At 33.3% G+C, this 1296-nt stretch carries 1 protein-coding gene; it reads right to left on the bottom strand.

Going from position 1 to position 1296, the window contains the following annotated elements:
- Positions 1-140: 140 nt before the first annotated feature.
- A partial coding sequence (locus I4Q58_RS15390) for an SIR2 family protein (protein ID WP_203296799.1) occupies positions 141-1296 on the bottom strand: 1156 nt, incomplete at its 5' end.

A 1296-nucleotide genomic window follows, 5' to 3' on the forward strand; every position in this document is an offset into this window, starting at 1 on the left:
TGCCAACGGTATTGTATAACGCTTCGTTGCGTTATTTTCCGAATTTAAAGTTAATTAAAAATTGATCATTTCTCGCTTCCGCGTATCATTCCGATGGAAACAAATCTAGCAATGAGCGTTATACGTTGTTATGTATAGTTTTAATTAATTCCAGCAACATTTCGAACAGCTTGCTCTATTTCACTGTAATCATTTATGAATGCGACTCGTACACCTAAATGTGAGACAGATTTGGAAATTATTTCTTTTTCACTTTCGGATTCTGGCGCAGTTGTTATCCAAACATGTTTGAGATAATTAATGTCTTTTCCTTCATTAGTTCTAAGCTCATTTAACTTATTTGAATGAGTCCAGGCAAGCCATTTTCTTAAATTTGGGTCAGTTAGTGACAATCCAACAAACAAAATATCATCCGCCTGAGAATGAAAGAGAAAGGTCGATTGAGCCCAGCTATACATAGATGCTGACAGATTTATGTATGCACTTTCTTCAAAAATTAACTTATTAATTGATTCTTTTCTAAGATATTGCTTTTCAGCTTCAAACTTTGGAAATAAGCATCCATGAATATGATAAAGTGGAATATAATCAATATTCTTTTTCCTTGTTCCATTTAATTCAATAGACTGAATTATGCGTTTGAGCCTTCTTCGCTTAAAGCTTTTTAAGTCTCCATCACTTTTTGAATCCAAATGAAATTTTGAGTCAAATAAGTAGACAGTAAAATTTAGAATAGCGTCTGCATTAAAGGAAATAATGGAAGCAGGTTCTTTATTTGTGTCAAAGGAATCTAAAAGTATTTTTGCAAGAACATTGTTTGTTGAATACTTAAATTCTGAATTCATGAATTCATACATCGAATCAATTTCGGTCGGGCTAAAATTGAAGGGGTAGTGAAGTCCCTGAGCGATTAATTTTCTGACATTATATTCTTCACTTTTCGTCAACAAGTCTGAATAGATTGATTCTCTTAGAATATCATAAAACTTGCTCTCTTCATTCCCTAGGGAAACTAAATGATTTAGACAACTTTGAAACCATCCATCAAGTCCTATCCCAAATTTCCCAACAATCTTCTTAAAATGTTCAGAATTATAATTTTCGTTGTAGCTTTTATTAACAACAATTCTCGCCAATTCCTGCCAAGTAGGTACTATGTCGTAAGAAACTCCTGCGCCCAAACATAATGACCATTTTCTGCGCCCTATTATTCCTCCAAATTTAGGATCTAAAGCATCAAAGTATGAATTTCTGAGTGTTGTCTGTCTTGTCCTGAAATAGGTTGACCATTTTTTG

This window comes from Luteirhabdus pelagi (assembly GCF_016827595.1).
Lineage (GTDB): Bacteria > Bacteroidota > Bacteroidia > Flavobacteriales > Flavobacteriaceae > Luteirhabdus > Luteirhabdus pelagi.